14 protein-coding genes are annotated in these 15152 nt (G+C 64.4%); 3 read left to right on the forward strand and 11 right to left on the reverse strand.

The window, feature by feature from the left end; all coding sequences use genetic code 11:
* Positions 1–53 precede the first annotated feature (53 nt).
* The 5 genes from A9K68_RS21880 to A9K68_RS21900 all read right to left on the reverse strand — a co-directional run bounded on the left by A9K68_RS21880 (position 54) and on the right by A9K68_RS21900 (position 6576).
* Positions 54–938, reverse strand: a complete 885-nt coding sequence (locus A9K68_RS21880) for a patatin-like phospholipase family protein (protein ID WP_065009667.1) — start codon at positions 936–938, stop codon at positions 54–56.
* A gap of 20 nt (positions 939–958) precedes the next feature.
* A complete protein-coding gene (locus tag A9K68_RS21885) occupies positions 959–2281 on the reverse strand; it encodes a pitrilysin family protein (RefSeq protein ID WP_065009710.1) in 1323 nt (440 codons plus the stop codon).
* Positions 2282–2471: 190 nt separating this feature from the next.
* The gene (locus tag A9K68_RS21890) at positions 2472–3830 is read right to left on the reverse strand and encodes a pitrilysin family protein (RefSeq protein WP_065009666.1); all 1359 of its coding nucleotides are present in this window, start codon (positions 3828–3830) and stop codon (positions 2472–2474) included.
* Between the two features lie 96 nt (positions 3831–3926).
* Positions 3927–4481, reverse strand: a complete 555-nt coding sequence (gene rsmD / locus A9K68_RS21895; protein ID WP_065009665.1) for a 16S rRNA (guanine(966)-N(2))-methyltransferase RsmD — start codon at positions 4479–4481, stop codon at positions 3927–3929.
* On the reverse strand, positions 4462–6576 hold the full coding sequence (locus tag A9K68_RS21900; RefSeq protein ID WP_065009709.1) for a pseudouridine synthase: 2115 nt from the start codon (positions 6574–6576) through the stop codon (positions 4462–4464). Before A9K68_RS21900 ends, rsmD begins: the two co-directional genes overlap by 20 nt.
* A gap of 180 nt (positions 6577–6756) precedes the next feature.
* On the opposite strand from A9K68_RS21900, the gene A9K68_RS21905 reads away from it, so the two are divergent.
* Positions 6757–7209, forward strand: a complete 453-nt coding sequence (locus A9K68_RS21905) for a nucleoside deaminase (RefSeq protein WP_065009664.1) — start codon at positions 6757–6759, stop codon at positions 7207–7209.
* Between the two features lie 29 nt (positions 7210–7238).
* Here A9K68_RS21905 and A9K68_RS21910 read toward each other — a convergent pair whose 3' ends face one another.
* A complete protein-coding gene (locus A9K68_RS21910; protein ID WP_082982516.1) occupies positions 7239–7916 on the reverse strand; it encodes a hypothetical protein in 678 nt (225 codons plus the stop codon).
* 188 nt (positions 7917–8104) lie between these two features.
* Positions 8105–11089, reverse strand: coding sequence for an isoleucine--tRNA ligase (ileS, locus tag A9K68_RS21915; protein WP_065009708.1), 2985 nt, complete (start codon positions 11087–11089; stop codon positions 8105–8107).
* A gap of 55 nt (positions 11090–11144) precedes the next feature.
* Here ileS and A9K68_RS21920 point away from each other — a divergent pair, with 55 nt between their 5' ends.
* A complete protein-coding gene (locus A9K68_RS21920; RefSeq protein WP_065009662.1) occupies positions 11145–11360 on the forward strand; it encodes a hypothetical protein in 216 nt (71 codons plus the stop codon).
* A gap of 36 nt (positions 11361–11396) precedes the next feature.
* On the opposite strand, the gene A9K68_RS21925 is transcribed toward A9K68_RS21920, so the two are convergent.
* The gene (locus A9K68_RS21925; RefSeq protein ID WP_065009661.1) at positions 11397–12209 is read right to left on the reverse strand and encodes a MipA/OmpV family protein; all 813 of its coding nucleotides are present in this window, start codon (positions 12207–12209) and stop codon (positions 11397–11399) included.
* Between the two features lie 209 nt (positions 12210–12418).
* Here A9K68_RS21925 and A9K68_RS21930 point away from each other — a divergent pair, with 209 nt between their 5' ends.
* A complete protein-coding gene (locus tag A9K68_RS21930; protein WP_029354161.1) occupies positions 12419–12973 on the forward strand; it encodes an HdeD family acid-resistance protein in 555 nt (184 codons plus the stop codon).
* A gap of 2 nt (positions 12974–12975) precedes the next feature.
* Here the strand turns inward: A9K68_RS21930 and A9K68_RS21935 are convergent, their stop codons facing one another.
* The 3 genes from A9K68_RS21935 to A9K68_RS21945 form a co-directional block, all read right to left on the reverse strand.
* Positions 12976–13959 (reverse strand): bifunctional riboflavin kinase/FAD synthetase, encoded by a 984-nt coding sequence (locus A9K68_RS21935; protein ID WP_065009660.1) that lies wholly within the window; start codon positions 13957–13959, stop codon positions 12976–12978.
* 9 nt (positions 13960–13968) lie between these two features.
* On the reverse strand, positions 13969–14829 hold the full coding sequence (locus A9K68_RS21940; RefSeq protein ID WP_065009707.1) for a TIGR01459 family HAD-type hydrolase: 861 nt from the start codon (positions 14827–14829) through the stop codon (positions 13969–13971).
* Between the two features lie 86 nt (positions 14830–14915).
* Complete coding sequence (locus A9K68_RS21945; RefSeq protein ID WP_065009659.1) at positions 14916–15101, reverse strand: hypothetical protein; 186 nt, start codon at positions 15099–15101, stop codon at positions 14916–14918.
* Positions 15102–15152: the final 51 nt, after the last annotated feature.

Here is a 15152-nt window from a genome sequence, read left to right on the forward strand (position 1 = left end):
AGGGTCTGCTGGGCTTATCGCAGTGCGCTCGTTCGATTGAGGCCCACCAAACGTCAGACTTTCCGCGCCACGCCCCCCGCCTGCTTGGTGCGCTTGCCCGTGTCGACCTTGGCCCGCGCCTCCACCGCCTTCTCGATCTCCCGCTTCAGCTCATCTTTGATACCAGCCGTTTCGGCCATCAAGGCGTCGATCTTCATGAAATCGAGCACGCGGTATTTCGACACCGCCGGCCTGACCAGTATGTCCGGCTGGCATTGCCTCAGCTTGGCGGCGATGATCGACTGCATCATCAATTGCGTGGCGCCGAACATCAGATCGACGGAGGTCGGGTATTTGCGCCCGCTTTTGGTCGGCGCTCCAACGACGTCGACGGCGATGATAATATCGGCGTCGTGCTCGATCAGATCGAACGGCACCGGATTGTAGATGCCGCCGTCGATCAGCAGCCTGCCGTCGCGCATCACCGGGCGGAATACCGCGGGAATAGCCGCCGAGGCGGCAAGCGCCGAATGCAGGTCGCCGCCGCTAAGCACGGCGAGCTTATGGCCGAAGAAATCCGTGGCCGTCACCTTCAGCGGTATTTTCAGCTCGGCGAAGCTTTCGGGTATGGCGTCGGGCATGAATGCCTTGAGGATGCGCTCGACATTGAACTGGGTGACACGCAGCCCGCCCTGCAGCGCCTCGGCAAAGGTGCCTGGCCGCGCCCGCCACATGCGCGCCGCCACCTCGGCGCGGCGGCCGAGGATCGAGCGCATATAGTCGTGAATGTCGCTGCCGGCCATGCCCGAAGCCATGCCGGCGCCCATGATGGCGCCGATCGATGAGCCTGATATCGCGACCGGCCTGATGCCCAGCTCGTCCAGCGCCTCGATGACATGGATGTGCGCTAGCCCGCGCGCGCCGCCGCCGCCGAAGGCGATGCCGAAGCTCGGGCTCATTACTTGCCCCCCATTTGGGCTCATTCCTCCTTGGCCTCGCCGTGCTTCGGCCCGACGATCATGATGGCCGGCTCGGCCGAGAGCAGTTTTTTCGCCGCCGCCTTGACCTGATCCAGCGTCACCGCGTTGATGAGGGCGGCGCGGCGCTGCATGTAGTCGATGCCGAGCTTGTCGAGCTGCAGTTCGAGCAGCGTCGCGGCGATGGCGCCGGAGGAGTTCAGATTGTTGATGGCATAGGCGCCGATCAAGTATTTCTTGGTCGCCGCCAGTTCCGCTTCGGTCGGCCCCTCCTCGGCCATGCGCTTCACCACGTCGCGCACGACGGCCAAGGTCTCCGCCGCCCGGTCCGCGCGGGTCGCCGTGGTGATGGCCAGGGCGTTGGCGTGCTGGTGGTCGACCAGGTCGGAGCTGGCGCTGTAGGCCAGGCCGCGTTTTTCGCGCACCTCTTCAAACAGCCGCGAGGTGAAGGCGCTGCCGCCGAGGATCTCGTTCATCAGAACCGCGGCGAAGAAATCCGGCGCACTCCGCTTGACGCCGGGATAGGCGAGTTGCAGCGACGTCTGGGGCTGGTCGTAATTGACCTCGAGCTGCTGGTTGAGTTTCGGATCGACATCGGCGACGGGCGCGAGCGCCTGGTGTTGCGGCAGGCCGCCGAAGACCATATCGAGCTTTTTCTTCAACGTCTCGGCATCGATGGCACCGACCACCGCCACATGCAGACCATCGCGAGCGAAGTTCGCCTTGTGGAAGGCGATGAGATCGTCCGGCGTGATCGTGGCGATGCTTTGCCTGGTGCCCTGGTCGGGCCGGGCATAGGGGTGGGTGCCGTATAGTGCCTCCAGCCATTTGCGCTGGGCGAGCGTGTCGGGGTCAAGCTCGTTGGCGATGATGCCGGACAGCACTTGCGCGCGGATGCGGTCGATTGGCGCCTGGTCGAAACGCGGCTCTGTGACCGCCAGCCGCAACAGGTCGAACGCCGCGTCGCGCTGCTCGGCCAGCATGCGCATCGAGCCGTAGGTGCCGTCGCGCGCCGCCTCGAAGCTCATCTCGGCACCGACGTCGTCCAGTTTTATCTGGAAGGCCTCGCTGTCAAGATCGCCGGCGCCCTCGTCGAACAGGCCGCTCATCAGATTGGCAAGCCCTTCCTTCCCAGCGGGATCCTGCGTCGTGCCGCCGTCGAAGACGAAGCGGATGGCGACCAACGGCACGGAATAGTCCTCAACCAGCCAGGCGGTGATGCCCTTTGGCGACGTCACCTCCTGGATGCTCATGGCCGCGCGAGCGGTGAGTGACGGCAGGATGAGGAAGAATAGGGAGAGGAGCAGGGTGGCCAAAGGGGCTATGCGCGACCTTCCCTTCTCCCCCTGTGGGAGAAGGTGGCCGAGCGAAGCTCGGTCGGATGAGGGGTGTTCCAGCTTGGCACCGATGGCGCTCCGGCCAACACCCCTCATCCGTCTTGGCGCTTCGCGCCAATCCACCTTCTCCCACAAGGGGAGAAGGCAAAACGGGCCGCTATGCTGATTCCTCATCAAATCAATTCCCCGCCGGTATCTGCGGCAAGAGATAGCCTGATGTCGAATGGTTGAGATTGAGATAGCGAGCTGCAACGTCCCTGACTTCGTCGGCGGTGACCCTGCGGATGCGGCCCGGCCATTCCTCGACATCCCTGACGCTGCCGCCGGTGGCGAGCGTCGCGCCGTAGATGTTGGCCATCGAATCCTGCTTGTCGCGGGCGAAGATCATCGAGCGGACGAAACGATCCTTGGCCTTCTCCAGCTCGCCTGACGTGACGCCGTCCTTGGCGATGCGGGCGACCTCGGCCTCGACCGCCGCCTGGACATCGGCCAGCTTGGCATCGCCGCGCGGCGCGCCATAGACGGTGAAGTTGGTGGCATCGAGCATGGTGCCCTGGAAGAAGGCGCCGGCCTCGGCGGCGATGCCCTGCTTGACGACAAGCTGCTGGTGGAGCCGGCTGCGGCTACCTCCGCCGAGGATCTCCGCCAGCAAGTCCAGCGCTTCCGCTTCGCCCGGCTTTGCAGTGTGATAGGAGGGAACCACCCATTGCGTCGAAAAGTTCGGCACACTGACACGCGCGTCAGTGAGCGTCACCGTGCGCCTGGTGTTCTGCTCGGGTTCGACCGGACGGATGCGCGGCGGCAGGTCTGGACCACGCGCAATCTTGCCATACGTCTTTTCGGCCAGCGCCTTGACCACCTCCGGGGCGACATCGCCGGCCACCACCAGCACGGCGTTGTTGGGCGTGTAATATTTGTCGTAGAAAGCCTTGGCATCGGCGCGGTTCAGCTTCTCCATCTCCTGCATCCAGCCGATCACCGGAATGCGATAGGGCTGGTTCTGCCACAGCGTGGCGTCGACCTCCTCGCCGAGCACCGCCTGCGGATTGCTGTCGATGCGCGAGCGGCGTTCCTCCAGGATCACGTCGCGCTCGGTGGCGACGACATTGTCGTTGAGGATGAGGTTGCGCATGCGATCAGCCTCGAAATCCATCATCTGCTCGAGCGCCTGCGGCACCACCGTCTCGTAAAACGCGGTGTAGTCATAGGAGGTGAAAGCGTTGTTCGAACCGCCGATCGCGGAGACGGCGCGGTCGAACGCGCCGGCCGCGTGATTGGTCGTCGCCTTGAACATCAGATGCTCGAAGAAATGGGCGATGCCGGACTTGCCGGGTGGCTCATCCGCGCTGCCGATCTTGTACCACACCATATGGGTGACGATCGGCGCCCGGTGATCGGGAATGACGACAACCTCCATGCCGTTGTCGAGCAGGAAATTCGTTACCTTGCCGTCGTTGTTGTCGGCCAGCACCGGGCCGGTCATCACGAGAGCCAGCGCCAAGAGCGTTCCGCGCAGCCATTCAGCGTGAGGTGTCATCAATGGCTCCGGTTGTCATGGGCGGGACGATAGGCGGGGATGGCGATACAGGCAAAGTGATTTGTTCGTCATTTTCGCGCGCAAAGGAGGCCGAACTCAGGCGGCTTCGATGAAGCGGATAACCGTCTCGCCATAGCTGCGCTCATCGACAACCGAAAAGCCCGGCCCTGCCTCGAACGGCGCCGCTGCCGCTTCCTCGACGACGCAGAGCGCGCCGGGGGCGAGCCAGCCGCCGGCCTTGGCCGAGCGCAAGGCACGCTCACCCAGTCCCTTGCCATAGGGCGGGTCGGCGAACACCAGGCCGAACGCGGCGATCGTGCCCGCGTCGCCCAGGGCCGTAGCGTCGCGACGGAATATCTTGGTACGCCCGGTGAGGCCGAAGGCCTCGACATTGGTGCGGATCAGGCCGCGCCCTTCCGCCGATTCTTCGATGAAGACCCCATAAGATGCGCCGCGTGACAGCGCCTCGAGTCCGAGCGCGCCGGTGCCGGCGAACAGGTCGAGCACGCGCGCGCCGATCAGCCTGTCGGGGAAGCGATGCGCCAGCACGTTGAAGACAGCCTCGCGGGTGCGGTCGGTGGTCGGACGGATGGCGCTTGAGCGGGGCGTCGCCAGCGGACGCCCGCGAAACTCACCGCCGACGATCCGCATTGCCTCCCCTTGATCCCTTGGGGCCGCTGCGCGGCCGGTCGCCGCCTTTGCCGCTATCACTGCTGCCGGAATTGGGGCGTTCGCCACGCGGCTTGCCGAACGGCTTTGCGCCTCCGGGTTTGGCCGGCTTGCCGGAAGACGGCTTGAACGAGGCCTTGCGTTCCTTGGCTTCGGCCGCCTTGGCGGCGTCGGCGTCCGCCCTGCCCTTGCCGATCGGCCGCGCGCCCGGCGCCATCCAGACATTGGCGTTGCGCTGGCCCGGCGGCTCGATCGGACGCTGCTCGCGTTCGGACTTTTTCCCGCCGCCCGGTTTTCCGCCAAAGCCGCCCGGCCTCGGGCCGCGATCGCCAAAGCCCCCGCGTTCAGGCCCGCTGCGTTCAGATTTTGGGCCACGCTCACCAAAGCTCTTTTCCGGCCCAAAGCTTCTACCGGGACTTGTCGACAGCTTGCCCAGCGCCTCGTCGCGGCTGCCTTCGCGGCGTTTGCGGTTCTTGATCAATCCGCCTTCGCCGATCGGACGGCGTTCGCCGTCGCGGGTGAATTTTGGCCGCTCCGGTTCCTCTTCCCGCACCGCTTCGCGCCGCACCGGCCTGTTGGAAAACGGCTTGGTGATGTCAGCGTCGAAATTGGCGCCGGACTCCTCGACCAGGCGTTCGCCGAGTTGGTCGCGCAGCACCCGGCCCTTGATCTCCAGCACATGACCCTCCGGCAGGTCGTCGAGCTGGAACGGTCCGTAGGAAATGCGGATCAGTCGCGTCACGTCGAGGCCAAGCGAGCCCAGTATGTTCCTGACTTCGCGGTTCTTGCCTTCGCGCAGGCCGAGCGTCAGCCAGGCGTTGGTGCCTTGCTCGCGGTCGAGCGTCGCCTCGATGGCGCCATAAAAGACGCCGTCAACGGCAATGCCTTCGCGCAAGCCGGCGAGCGCACTTTCCTCGACCTTGCCGTGGACGCGCACGCGGTAGCGCCTGAGCCAGCCAGTCGCCGGCAGTTCGAGCACGCGCGCCAGTCCGCCATCATTGGTGAGCAGCAGCAGGCCTTCGGTGTTGATGTCGAGCCGGCCGATAGTCATCAGCCGCGGCAGCTCGGCCGGCAGCACGTCGAAGACGGTCTTGCGGCCCTCGGGATCACGGTTGGTGGTGACGACGCCGGCCGGCTTGTGGAACAGGAACAGCCGGGTGCGCTCGATCGGCGGGATCTCCATGCCGTCGAGATGGATGATGTCGCCAGGCATAACATTGAAGGCGGGCGAGGACAGCACCCTTCCATTGACCTTGACGCGGCCGGCCGCGATCAGCTCCTCGGCATCGCGGCGCGAGGCAAGGCCGGCGCGGGCCAGCCGCTTGGCAATGCGCTCACCAGCCTCTTGCGTCGCTTCGGCGGGACGCGGGCGAGGCTTGAAGCCGCCGGCCGATGCCCCTTGGTGCCGATCACCGGCAAAATCGCGCTTGAGGCGATCACTGAAGTCTCCCTTGGGCCGGTCGAAGCGCCTTTCGCCGCGCTCGCCTGCGGCAGCCGCCGGCCGGTCACCGCGTGGCGCATAGGGTTTTCGCGGCCCCTCGCGCTTTTCATAAGGTTTGCCTTCAGGGCGCGGCCCCTTGCCGAACGGCCGGTCGCCACTTTTGAAGTCGCGCTTCGGCCGCTCGCCGTCAGCCGCCATCGGGCGGTCGCCGCGCGGGGCGTATGGCTTGCGCGGCCCCTCACGCTTTTCATAGGGCTTGCCTTCAGGGCGCGGCTCCTTGCTGATCGGCCGGTCGCCGCTTTTGAAGTCACGCTTCGGCCGCTCGCCGTCAGCCGCCATCGGGCGGTCGCCGCGCGGAGCGTATGGCTTGCGCAGCCCCTCACGCTTTTCATAGGGCTTGCCTTCAGGGCGCGGCCCCTTGCTGATCGGCCGGTCGCCGCTTTTGAAGTCACGCTTCGGCCGCTCGCCGTCAGCCGCCATCGGTCGATCGCCGCGCGGCGCGTACGGCTTTTTCGCGCCGAAGGACGGCTTACCGCCCTTGCCGGCAGCGGTATCACGACCACGCGGGCCCGACGGTTTCGGGCCGTTCTTGCGGGGACCCTTTTGGCGCGGGAATTTCTTGTCTTTGTCGTCCATGTGGCTTTTGCTCGTTTGCACTACAGCGTCCTTTGCGCGTCCGTACGGACGCGCAAAGGACGCTGTAGGACTTTGATTTGGCGCATGATCCCTTCCGAAACCGATTCCGGTTTTCGGGGTCATGCGCTAGATAACAGGATCACGCCGGAGTAGCGAGGAGATAATAGGAATGGAAACCGCTTGAAGCGGCCGGATTTCATGGCGCTGGCGCTGAAGGAGGCCGAAGCCGCCGCCTTGCGCGGCGAAGTGCCGGTCGGCGCGGTCATCGCCAGCGGCGATATGGTCATTGCCAATGCCGGCAACCGCACCCGCGAGCTTTCCGACCCCACCGCCCATGCCGAGATGCTGGCGATCCGCGAGGCCTGCCGCAAGCTGTCGAGCGAGCGGCTCACCGGCCATGATCTCTATGTGACGCTGGAGCCCTGCGCCATGTGCGCCGGCGCCATTTCCTTCGCCAGGTTGCGCCGGCTCTATTTCGGCGCCGCCGACGAGAAGGGCGGCGCCGTGGTCAACGGCGTGCGCTTCTTCGCCTCACCGACCTGCCACCATGTGCCAGACATCTATCCAGGCATGGCCGAAAACGACGCCGCGCTGCTCCTGAAGGATTTTTTCAGAGAGCGACGCGAACCGTAGCGTCGCCGGATTTCCCTGGCGCCGGCAGCTTACCACGGCAGCCAGTCGAACATGCCGCCGCTCTTGTTCTTGGCGGCCGCTTCCTTCTTGAGGCGGCGTTCTTTCTTGTATTCGTCCTCGCCGAGGTCGTCCACTGGCGCGGTGGCGGCAGCGGCGCGGTATTGCACCGGCGGCTCGCTGAGATATCTGCGGGTGTTCGGATCACCCTGCTTGGCTTCGGCGAGGCGGCGCTTGACCTCGGCGGCGCGGCCCTTGTCCGAATCCGCGGGCGTCCAGGCCGGCGGATGACTGGAAGCCGACTGCGCCATCGCAGTCTTGACCGCCGACGGATCCGTCTGGACGTCATCGACGATCTGCGCCTGGTAGTCCGGATCGTCCTGATGGAGCGTCGCCTCGGCGCGCAGGCGAGCGCGGCGCTGCTCGGGCGATTCCGGCCAATCGGCGCTTGCCGTCGCGATGCTCTCCTGCGGCGGCGGCAGTTCCTTCTGACCCGGCGCCGGCTTCACCAGTTCGGGGCGCGGCTTGTAGTCGATCTTTTCCTTGTTCTTCGGCATGACTGTGAAAGCGCTGGTGAGATCGCCGGCAAGCTGGGCGGAGGCGGTCTTGTCGGTCCCGTAGGTCGGCGAGCCCATGCAGCCGGACAGGGCCAGGCCGGATACGACAAGCGGCGCCAGCAGCGCAACGCGCGCGCAAGTTCTTTCGGTCATGGCAAAAAGTCCCACTCTAGCAGCCTCTCGATCGCCACCGGCCAAAGGCCCGGTCCCCATCGCCTATGCTTCCGACGGAAATCCGGCGACAATTTGTCGGCCGGAGTTTCGCGTGTTTACCTCAACCACTCGTTAAGGGCAACGAGCGGGGGCTGATCAGCCGCCCGCCGTGGCATTTGTGCACCGCCTTATATACGACCAAGCGCCTTCAATTCATGCAGGACCGCCGCGTCCCGCGCCGAAACGTCGGGGAATTCCTCGTCCTGCCCGACATCGGCCGTGTAGCGCCATGAGCGCGCGCATTTGACTAGGCCCCGGTCCTCGGCCTTCTCGACCACCACGGCGACGCCCTTGACGTCGTCCAGCGTGAAGGCACCAGAAGGCGCGTCGCCATGCGCAATGACCAGATCGCTGGTGATCGCCATTTCGGCCATGTCGACATCTGATATCGCCGCTTCGAGCGCCGCATCGTCGAGCATGACGACCGGCACCGCTTCCAGCGACGAGCCGATGACCTTCTGGGCACGCGCGATCTCCAACGCGCCGGTGACGACACGGCGGACCTGCCGCACCTTGCGCCATTTTTCCGCCAGCGCCTCGTTCTTCCAGTCGGACGGGATTGGCGGGAACTGGTCGAGATGCACCGAGACGGCGTCCGGATGGCGGTCGAGCCAAGCCTCCTCCATAGTGAAGGGCAGCATCGGCGCCAGCCATTTCACCAGGCAGTCGAACAGATGGCGTACCACCTGCACGGACGCCTTGCGCTTTACGCTGGACGGCGCCTCGCAGTAGAGCGCGTCCTTGCGGATGTCGAAATAGAAGGCCGACAGCTCGACCACCATGAAGTCGAGCAGCGTGCGGGTGATGCGCTTGAACTCGAAGGCGTCGTAGCCCGCGCGCACGACTTCATCGAGTTCGGAAAGCCGGTGCAGCATCAGCCGCTCCAGCTCCGGCATCTTGTCCAGCGGCACGTCCTCGCCATCGTCATGGGCAAGCGTGCCCAGCATCCAGCGAATGGTGTTGCGCAGCTTGCGGTAGGCGTCGACATTGGTCTGCAAGACGTTCTTGCCGAGCCGCTGATCCTCCCAGTAGTCGGTCGTCACCACCCATAGCCGCAGGATATCGGCGCCCGACTGTTTGATGACGTCCTGCGGCACCACGGTGTTGCCGAGGGACTTCGACATCTTGCGCCCCTCCTCGTCCATGGTGAAACCATGGGTGACGACGGTGTCGTAAGGCGCCCTGCCCCTGGTGCCGCAGCTTTCAAGCAGCGAGGAGTGGAACCAGCCGCGATGCTGGTCGGAGCCTTCGAGATAGACGTCGGCCGGCCATTTCAGGTCAGGACGATCCTCCAGGGTGAAGACATGGGTCGAGCCGGAATCGAACCAGACGTCGAGGATGTCCATCACCTGCTGCCATTTCGAGGCATCGTGGTTGCCGAGGAAACGCTCCTTGGCGCCGGCCGCAAACCAGGCGTCGGCGCCTTCCTTCTCGAAGGCGTCCATGATGCGCTGGTTGACCGCCTCGTCGCGCAGGACATTGCCGTCGGCATCGGCGAAGACGGCGATCGGCACGCCCCAGGCGCGCTGGCGCGACAGCACCCAGTCGGGGCGCTCCTCGATCATGGCGCGGATGCGGTTCTGGCCGGCGGCCGGCACGAAGCGGGTGTCGTCGATGGCCTTCAAGGCACGGCTGCGCAGCGTCGTGCCGTCGCCGAGCTCCTTGTCCATGTAGACGAACCATTGCGGCGTGTTGCGGAAGATGATCGGCTTCTTCGACCGCCACGAATGCGGATAGGAATGCTTCAGCCGGCCGCGCGCGAACAGCGCGTTGCGCTTGATCAGCTCGTCGATGACCGCCTGATTGGCATTGCCCTTCTTGCCGTTGTCGTCGATCACGCGGGCGGCACCGCCCTCGCGGTCCGGGCCGAAGCCCGGCGCATCCTTGGTGAAGAAGCCGGCGTCGTCGACAGGGAACGGGATCGCCGTGTCGATGCCGCGTTGGCGCAGTTCCGATGCAGCGTCCGTCCAGGCATCGAAGTCCTCGCGGCCGTGACTGGGCGAGGTGTGAACGAAGCCGGTGCCGGCATCGTCGGTGACGTGGTCGCCGGCGAGCATTGGGACGGGGAAGTCGTAGCCGCCATTCAAATCTTTGAAGGGATGAGAAAGGGTAAGGCTTCCAAGCTCTTCGGCCGAAATGCTACGGAAGCGATTCATCGTCACTTTGGCTTTGGCCGCAGCCTCGTCCGCCAACGCGTCGGCGAAGATCAGTCTTTCGCCAGGCTGCGGGCCGAAAGCATTCTCGGCCGCAGTGACCTCGTAGAGGCCATAGTTGATGCGTGGCGAATAGTTTACGGCGCGGTTGCCGGGTATGGTCCACGGCGTGGTCGTCCAGATGACGACATGGGCCTCCAGCAAGTCCAGTAACGTCTGCGTCAGCTTTGGATCCAAGGCCGGCTGCCCATCTTCGACGTTGGTGACCTGACGAGCGAGGCTGACGACCGGAAACTTCGCCCAGATCGTGTCGCTCTCATAGTCCTGGTATTCGACCTCAGCCTCGGCCAGTGCGGTGCGCTCGACAACGCTCCACATCACCGGCTTGGAGCCGCGATAGAGCTGGCCCGACATGGCGAATTTCAACAGTTCGCCGGCGATGCGCGCCTCGGCATGGAACGCCATCGTCGTATAGGGATTGTCGAAGTCGCCGACGACACCGAGCCTCTGGAACTCGCCGCCCTGCACCTTGATCCAGTGCGCGGCGAACTCGCGGCATTCCTTGCGGAACTCGTTGACCGGGACCTCGTCCTTGTTCTTGCCCTTGGCGCGGTATTGCTCCTCGATTTTCCATTCGATCGGCAGGCCGTGGCAATCCCAGCCGGGCACATAGTTCGAGTCGTAGCCGCGCATCTGGAACGAGCGGGTGATGACGTCCTTGAGGATCTTGTTCAGCGCATGGCCGATATGGATGTTGCCGTTGGCGTAGGGCGGGCCGTCATGTAGCACGTATTTTTCGCGGCCGGCGGCGTTTTCGCGCAGCTTGCGGTAAAGGTCCATGTCCTGCCAGCGCTTGACCAGCAGCGGCTCCTTGTCGGGCAAGCCGGCGCGCATCGGGAAATCCGTCTGCGGCAGATAAAGCGTTTTGGAATAGTCGATCGTTTCAACAGTGTCGGTCATTGGGGTATCGGTCATTGGTCTGCCATATGCATTGCCCGGCAAAAGAGCCCGGGCGTTGAACTATCATGATCTGGAAAAAGCGCGAGAGGCCGCGCACAAAATTCCCGGCGGCTCCGGCGGCGCTCAAGCCGTCCGGAACACCGGGCTCGTAATTCGTATCGCAATCGCGAGAGGGCGCGAAACGCTCGTCATGGCTGGGCTTTTAGCCGAGACAGGCGATATTGAAAAGCCCGAACTCTCGGTGCCTTCATTGCAGCTAATGACGTCATAATGCATCCGGCCGATAGGCGATTGCCGGGCTAAGCACTCACATCGAGAAATCGAAGCGATAGGTCGTCGATACGCCGATCATGAACTGATCTCTGGAGCCGCGCTCCTTGACCAGGCTGGAATCGGCCGCCGGGCCCATCAGGCGTGAATATTCGCCGAACAGGCTGGCCGTCATCGGCTCGGTCACTTTCCAGGTCACCGCGCCGCCGAGGCCCGCCGACTTCACGCCGCCGCCCGGACGGTATCGGCTGAGGCCCGAAGCCACGGCTTCCTCGGCGTTGACGCCGTAATAGGCGTCGAAATAGTCTGACGAGGCAAACGAGACGCGCGGCCCGCCCGAAATTCTGATGTCCGGCGTCACATCATAGAATGCGTCGGCGGCGATGTCGGCGACAAAGCCGCTATGGGCGCGAATGCCGCGCCGCAATTCGGCGCGGGCGCGCAACCAGTCAAAAGGATAAAATTCGAAGAAGCCGCCGGCTTCGCCACCCCAGCGCACCGGGTCGAGGCCTTTCAGCTCGTCGGCGTCGTCGCCATCGCGCGAAAACAGCAATTTTCCGGTCAGGCCGGCGCGGAGGCCGCCTTCGTCGATCAACGCCAGCGAAATGTTGTCGTTGCGCGAGGTGAAGCGGGCCGCAGGACCGGCCTTGCCGAGCGAGATGATCGGCTGGGCGCTGAGCAGGTACTTCTTGCCACCCTCAAAGTTCGGCGCGACCATGCCGGTGGCGCCGACCGTCAGATACCAGTCGCCGGACAGCCAGCCCAAAGCGCCCTCGCCGGCTTCGGCGGCACCGGGCGCGCACAGCACGAAGCTGGCCAAGACCACCTGAAACACCCTGACAGAACGCATCGTCACTCCATACGCACGAAACGCCGGCGGGAACAACCGGCCTGGCCAAGAGCCATGGCGCCGGTTCAGTAAACTTTGATTTAAATTCGAAACGCTGCCTCGCTTTTTTGGCGTGCGTCCGGTGCAAGCTGCTCGCTGGACGGGCAAGGCCTTCGGCGCTACCCTCCAAATCGGCAAGATGCCAGGCGACCTCGATGGAGATGGCGGCAATGACCCTGCAAGGCGATGCTTTAAAGGATGCGATTGGTCAGACGCGGGCGAAATGGGGATGGTTCGTCGGGCTCGGCGTGCTGCTGCTGATCCTCGGCGGCATCGCGTTCGGCAATCTGTTCATCGCCACGGTCGCCTCGGTCTATGTCGTCGGCTGGCTGATGCTGATGGCCGGAATCATCGAGATCATGCATGCCTTCGGTGTGAAGACATGGAGCCGGTTCTTTTACTGGCTGCTCAGCGGCCTTCTCTATGCAGTCGCCGGGTTCTTCGCCTTCTATAATCCGCTGCTGGCGTCGGCGGTACTGACCTTCCTGCTGGCGGTCGCCCTTCTCGCCTCTGGCGTGCTCAGGGCCTGGGTCGGGTACAAGCACAGACCGGAGAAAGGCTGGGGCTGGCTGGTGGCGGCCGGCGTCATCAGCGCGCTGGCAGGCCTGGTCATCGCTATGGGCTGGCCAGTCAACAGCGTATGGGTGCTGGGGCTGTTTCTCGCCGTCGACCTGATCTTCCAGGGCTGGGCCTTCATTGCGGTCGGCCTGGCGCTAAAAAAATAAGCTCAAAAAGCAATGGCCGCGTCGAGATCGGAAAGCGGGCGGACGCCGGTAAGCAGCGCCCTCGCCTCGACCTCGTCGCGCTTCATCTGCGCGACCAGCGCATCGAGCCCGTCGAACTTCACCTCGGCGCGCAGGAAACCAAAGAAGGACACAGCGCAAATCTCGCCGTAGAGATCGCCGGAGAAGTCGAAGACGAAGGTTTCCAGAAGCGGCGCGCCGTCGTCATCGACGGTCGGGCGGCGGCCGAAGCTGGCAACCCCATCATGAAGCGTGCCGTCGGCGCTACGGAAGCGGACAGCATAAATCCCTTCCTTCAGAGTGGCTTCCGGCGAAAGCCTCATATTGGCGGTTGGAAAGCCGAGCGTCCGGCCAAGCTGCTGGCCGCCGATCACCTCGCCGTCGACCGTGAAGCGGTAGCCGAGCAGGCCGGCGGCCTCGGCCACCGCGCCTTCGCACAGCAGCGCGCGGATCCGGCTCGACGACACCACCTCGGCGCCCTCGTCGCGAAACGCGTCAACCAGGGTGACGCCGAAGCCGTGGCGTTCGCCGGCCGCCATCAGATAGGCCGGGCCGCCTTGCCTGTCCTTGCCGAAGTGGAAGTCGAAGCCGGTCACTGCGTGACTGATGCCGAGATTCCTGTCCAGCACGTCGGTCACGAACGCTTCCGCCGACAATGCGGCGAAGTCGCGCGTAAACGGCTGTTCGACGAGTGCGGCAAAGCCTAGATACGATAACAGCCGTGCTTTCATCGGCGGCGGCGTCAGCACGAACAGCGGTATCTCAGGCCGGAACACCTTTCTCGGATGCGGCTCGAAGGTAAGCACCAGAGCCGGCACGCCGCGCCGGCGGGCCTCGGCAAGCGCGCGCTCGAGCACCGCCTGGTGGCCGCGGTGCACACCGTCGAAATTGCCGATCGCCACCACGCCACCCCGCAAATGGGCCGGCAGCGGCGAGATTGCAGAAACGCGTTCGAAGGCTTCCGTCATCGAGCGACCCTACTGCAGTCTCGGAATGACCGCGACCGGCCGGTAGCCGTGCCTTTCCAGAAAGGCAATTAGCCTGGCCGGATCCGGTCGTAGCGGATCGCCGTAGTCGCGGGCATGGATGCCGCCCGATACGTAGAGCACGTCGAAGCCGTTGTCGGCAGCACCCTTGATGTCCGTCATCATGCCGTCGCCGATGGCCAGCACGTCCGAGCGCTCGACCGCGCGGCCGAGCAGGTCGGCGATCTCCTTCATCGCGACATCATAGACCGGGGCATAAGGTTTTCCGGCGATCAGCGTCCGCCCGCCGAGCTGGGCATAGTCGCGAGCCAAGGCCCCCGCGCACCAGATCATCCGCTCGCCGCGCTCGACCACGATGTCGGGATTGGCGCAGATGAAGGGCAGGTTCCTGGCGCGTAGCCGCCGAAGAAGATCGGCGTAGTCCTCCGGCTTCTCGACCTCGTCGTCGAACAGCCCGGTGCAGACCACACCGGATGCCTCGAACTCCTCGACGAGCTCGACGTCAAGACCGTCATAAAGCGTGAAATCGCGGTCGGCGCCAATATGGAAGATCTTTCGCGGGCCCTCGATGATCAGGTCGCGGGTCACGTCACCGGAGGTGACGATACGGTCATAGGCCGCAGAAGGAACGCCGATCGCATTCATCTGCGCCACCACATCGGCGCTGCGCCGCGGCGAATTGGTGATCAGCACCACAGGTATCTTCGCTTCGCGTGCGGTCGCCAGCGCCAGAGCGGCGGCCGGAAAATGCCGTTCGCCATTGTGGACCACGCCCCAGACATCGCACAGGATGGCAGAATAGGCTGCAGACAAATCCGCGAGCGAGCCGATGATATCGGGCGAATCCGCCATATCTTTTCCCAGGTCATGATGGTTGCGAGCGCCGCCGCCGACGATCCGCAGCGACCGGACCGCATTAACCGAAGCTCTTCCCCCTGTCACCAGCTTTCGCTGCGTTCAGCATGCCGCCCAGCAATGAAGGCATAATCGCAAAGCACAAAAATTTTCGTTTCCAGAGCTTTAGCCGATTCCGGAGGTTCGGCGGCGATCCCGATCGCGGGCGGCATTGGCCCCAACGGCGGCGTGGTTAACGAGCTTTGAAAAAGTGTGTCGATCTTGGACATATTTTAGCAATCTGAAATTTAAGGATTGGTGGCATCATTCGCCGACAAAGG

The sequence above is a fragment of the Mesorhizobium sp. AA22 genome, assembly GCF_001672375.2.
GTDB classification, from domain to species: domain Bacteria; phylum Pseudomonadota; class Alphaproteobacteria; order Rhizobiales; family Rhizobiaceae; genus Mesorhizobium; species Mesorhizobium wenxiniae.